This window comes from Robinsoniella sp. RHS, from assembly GCF_001029355.1.
Classification (GTDB): Bacteria; Bacillota; Clostridia; order Lachnospirales; family Lachnospiraceae; genus Robinsoniella; species Robinsoniella peoriensis.
The window spans coordinates 1-4313 of the sequence record NZ_JNGB01000212.1 but is presented as its reverse complement, the minus strand read 5'-3'; the positions used below and the strand labels follow the sequence as shown (position 1 = coordinate 4313).

4 protein-coding genes are annotated in these 4313 nt (G+C 42.1%); all 4 read left to right on the top strand.

The window, feature by feature from the left end; all coding sequences use genetic code 11:
• Positions 1–398: 398 nt before the first annotated feature.
• Positions 399–578: a hypothetical protein gene (locus tag RHS_RS28640; protein ID WP_027295109.1), complete on the top strand. Its 180-nt coding sequence runs from the start codon at positions 399–401 to the stop codon at positions 576–578.
• Complete coding sequence (locus RHS_RS28635) at positions 578–1189, top strand: TasA family protein (protein ID WP_027295108.1); 612 nt, start codon at positions 578–580, stop codon at positions 1187–1189. Before RHS_RS28640 ends, RHS_RS28635 begins: the two co-directional genes overlap by 1 nt.
• 86 nt (positions 1190–1275) lie before the next feature.
• Positions 1276–3015, top strand: a complete 1740-nt coding sequence (locus RHS_RS28630) for a S8 family peptidase (protein ID WP_027295107.1) — start codon at positions 1276–1278, stop codon at positions 3013–3015.
• Between the two features lie 284 nt (positions 3016–3299).
• Positions 3300–4313, top strand: a 1014-nt coding sequence (locus RHS_RS28625; protein ID WP_047835128.1) for a hypothetical protein, incomplete at its 3' end; no start/stop codon positions are given.

Genomic DNA, 4313 nt, shown 5'->3' with positions numbered 1-4313 from the left:
AGGCTGATAGCTTTACTCCATATTCAGAACGTGGTTTAATTATGGGATGGAAAGATTCAGAAGGAAATGATATTCAGGCAGAAACAAATAAAACAGTTCCAACAGAAGTACAGTAAACAGGATAGCAATTAGCAGTAAATACTCACTAGAGCGTGTTTGAAATTCATCGCCTGATCTGATAGCTCCGCTAATCAGGGTGCAGCCGTGCAAATTAAGAACGTATCCCCACTACGCCGCCAATTTTGCACTGCCCTCCCGCAAGGTGGAGCAGTCAGCCGCATACGGGCAGTGTGAAAACACGCTTGAAGTTTATAAAATAACAAACTTCAGCAGCTTATTATATCAGCGGGAAAATCAGCCTGATGGCTCAACGGAAGAAAGGAATGGATTCGTGACGTATGGGTGGTTCAAATAAAAACGAAGAAAAGACGTTTATTGTTACAGTAAAAAGCAGAAAAAATCAGACATGGCAGGGAACGGTAAACTGGGTGGAAGAAAAAAGAATACAGCCATTTCGTAGTGCTTTAGAATTAATCCGTTTGATGGATTCTGCCATAGGTGTAGAGGAGGAAGAGTAATGGTTAAGAAAAAAATAGCGCTGTTGGTTACGACAGCTGCACTTATAGGTCTTGTAACCGTAGGAGCTACATTAGCGTGGTTCACGGATAAAGATACAGCGAATAATAAACTGGCAGTTGGTTTTGTAAGTGTAGAGATTGATGAACCAAACTATAAAGAAGAGAATTATCAGGCATTATTGCCGGGTGATCCAATTTGGAAAGATCCCACAATTAATCTGGCAGCTGAAAGCCAGGATTCCTATATCCGTATTGCAGCGCCAAAGGTAACCGTAAATGAGGTGGATTATCCTTTGTTTAATCAAGATGGATCTTCTGATTTTGGGTCGGTTTTAAATGAAAATTGGGTACTGAAAGGTGATTACATTTATTATAAGAACATTGTATCTGGAAATGATAAGGTTCCGCTGTTGAAAGAGCTGGGAAGCGAAGGCAATATCTATACAATGCAAATTCCTACATCATGGACAAATGCTTTTAATTCCGCGAAGATAGAGATTGTCTTCAATGTAGAAGCAATTCAGGCAAGGAATGTAACACCGGATTTTGGAAAAGACGCACCATGGCCGGTTAGCAGCCCGGATGAAATTATAGAATATCAGGCCAAATAAAATCATATAATGTATTAATATTTATTAAGGACGGAAGATTGTTTAATCTTCCGTCCTTAATTGCAGAATAAGGATGAGAATACGCTATGGCAACTGACCAAAAAATAGAAAATCTTCTGAATCTGGCGCTGGATGCCACTCCGGAAGAACGGGAAAAATCACTGACGTTAGATGTGGGGTATGATCCGGTGGACCAGAAATGGGAAATTATCGTAAAGTACTCAGGGGATATCTCAAGGCTTGAGAGTGAAGACATTCAGGTAGTGGAATTAATCAATGAATACGCAATCATAACATTACCGGAATCTAAAATTGCTTACCTGGCGGCACAGCCAGAGGTTGAATTTATTGAAAAGCCGAAGCGGCTGTTTTTCTCGGTTAATCAGGGGAGGGCAGCATCCTGCATGAATGTGCTTCAGACACCGGCTTTTAATTTAAATGGGGAGGGCATTATTGTTGCAGTTATTGACTCGGGGGTGGATTATACACATCCTGATTTTCGAAATCCTAATGGAAGTACCCGCATATTAAATATCTGGGATCAGACGCTGCCGGGGAATCCGCCAAAAGGATATAAAATCGGGACTGAGTTTGACCAGGCACAGATCAACGCTGCGCTGAACCCTGAGGCAGAAGGGGAAAGGTCTGCACAGGCTGTGCCATCCAGGGACTTAAGCGGTCACGGTACGCAGGTACTTGGAATCGCAGCAGGTAATGGAAGGGCATCTAACGGCAGATACAGAGGTGTTGCCTATGCAAGTGATATTATTGTAGTCAAACTGGGTCTGGCACGCCCGAATTCATTTCCAAGGACAACAGAGCTGATGCAGGCGCTGGATTATGTAATTAGGAAGTCTATTGAATATCAGAAGCCCGTTGCCATTAATTTAAGTTTTGGAACCGTTTATGGTTCACATGATGGAAGCGGACTTTTGGAGACATATATCGATGACATTTCGAATCTGTGGAAGTCTACAATATCGGTGGGGACGGGGAATGAGGGGAGTACCGGAGGACACACTTCCGGGATACTGAAAAACAATGTGCCTGTAGAAATACAGCTGGGGATAGTAAATAATGAATTGAGTATAAATCTGCAGATTTGGAAGTCTTATGTGGATGAATTTGAGATTACTATCGTGCATCCATCCGGGCAGGTTGTAGGACCATTACAGGAAGTACTGGGACCACAACGTTATATTGCAGGGGAGACAGAGCTTTTGGTCTATTATGGCGAACCCAGCCCTTATAGCACGTCCCAGGAGATCTACATAGATTTTATTCCCCGGGATACTTATATTGACAGCGGTATCTGGCGGTTAATATTTACTCCAAAGAGAATTGTAGAAGGGCGTTATGATGTCTGGCTACCGGCATCAGCAGCGGTAGGAATTGGCACGAGATTTTATCAGCCCACGGTTGAAACCACGTTAACTATTCCCTCAACTGCCAGGAAAGTTATTGCTGTAGGTGCCTATGATTCCAGACTTTTAACTTATGCACCTTTCTCGGGAAGAGGATATAACCGGGATAGCAGCCAGGTCAAACCGGATGTGTCAGCTCCCGGTGTTGATATTACAACTGCCACGCCTGGAGGGGGATATACCACTGTTTCCGGGACTTCTTTTGCAACACCGTTTGTTACAGGGGCAGCGGCGATGTTAATGCAGTGGGGGATTGTAATGGGGAATGATCCTTATTTATATGGAGAGAAAGTCAAAGCTTATCTGATCCGGGGGGCGAGGCCTTTAAATGTAGAAAGGGTTTATCCAAATCCCACGCTGGGATATGGAACGCTCTGTGTAAAAGACAGCTTTCCGGGTTAAAAATGAATTTTATGTGCATTTTAACTTGACAATACACAATGATGAAAATGCAATATACAAAAGATATAAAATAGTATAACCTAAAGTGGAAAATGAGAGTGAAATTTAAGCCGCACTTGTGTAATCGAGTGCTTTTTTTGTGGAATATTGCTTATTTGCATAGAAGATATTGCTAAAATTTAGTATATAATTTATTCTGTGGGTAACAGTCTGGAACGTGTCCGAAAGCTATGATCAAACACGCTCTAAGATTCTGTAATAATAAGCAGGAGGAAAAAAGAGTTATGAGGAATAAGAGGAATCTGGCAGCCAGAATAATCAGCTTTACATTATCATTATGTCTGGTATGTTCCAGTGCTGAAGGTCTTTTCTCATCTGGGGTTGTGCATGCGGCAGAACTGCAGGAGAATGGGTCTGAGGTCATGGAGATACCAACAGAAACAGAGGTTGTAAAGGAAACAGAGTTGCAAAGTGAGATACCGGATATAGAGGAGACGGAATCAACAAGCGAAATAGATGGCGCCGATCGGGAAGAGGCTGCAACTGAGGCAGCGGAGACAGAGAGTGAATTGCAGGAAAAGAATGCTGCAACTGTGGCAGAAGGGGAAGTAAGTGCAGATGAAGCATTTGCCGGCCTGTTGGACGAGATGTATGCAGCAATGCCTGCAGGACAGGAAAAAGTCACTTATGGTAATAACTATCAGTCTAATCAGCCGGAACCATTTACTTATAAATCCGGTAAAGGAACAGCGACCGTAGATAACGGGCTGACTATGAAAATTGAATCTCTTACAGGCAATGAATTTGCAGCGACCTGGGATAATACACCATATCTTACCTCCGGTGTTATTTCCACCGTTTTTAAATATCAGTCTGAGGGTGAAAGAATTGGCTTTTTAATTAAGGCAAATGATGATTCAAATGGTATTTCCGTAAGATATGATGTTGAAGGCACCTGGAATATTCAGAGCCAGAATGAAGGCGGAAAATGGAAAACATTTTCAGGACCTGTTTTAGAGCAAAATACGGAATACAGACTTCGGATAGGTTTCTATGGTGACAAGATAATCATTGCTTTAGATGATGCTGTTATCTTTAATGAATCAGTTCCGAATGTGTTGACAGAGGAGCTTATTAATCAAAGAGGACAGATAGGAATATTTAAATGGTTTAACGTACCTGCAACAGTATCTATCAGCGATTTTAAGGTAGAAGGTGTAGGAACAAAGGACAAGCCATCCAACGTTGTGGAATATGTTCAGGATTATGAAGATCCGGAATATACACCAAACTGGAGT